The organism is Streptomyces sp. URMC 126 (assembly GCF_051386555.1).
Taxonomy (GTDB): Bacteria; Actinomycetota; Actinomycetes; order Streptomycetales; family Streptomycetaceae; genus Streptomyces.
Genome location: NZ_JBPQTX010001467.1, coordinates 1 through 228 on the forward strand (window position 1 = coordinate 1; position 228 = coordinate 228).

1 protein-coding gene is annotated in these 228 nt (G+C 70.2%); it reads right to left on the reverse strand.

Going from position 1 to position 228, the window contains the following annotated elements; all coding sequences use genetic code 11:
- Positions 1-228: porin PorA family protein (locus ACSNOK_RS36695; protein WP_436784962.1), on the reverse strand; the 228-nt coding region annotated here is incomplete at both ends.

Here is a 228-nt window from a genome sequence, read left to right on the forward strand (position 1 = left end):
GTCCGGGTCGGCGCCACGGAACCGGTGAAGCGGTAGCCCTCGCGGCCGGCCACCCGGGTGGTGTCCGTGAAGCGCATCGGCACGGTTCCGCCGAGGGTGTTGTCCCACCACTGGTAGGTCCGCTTCTCCACGCCGAACGGGAACTTCAGATACGCCTCGCCCGCGAACGCCGGCGACTCGTCGCAGCAGTGCACCGGCAGATTGGTCCGGCGATCGGTCACCCAGCGC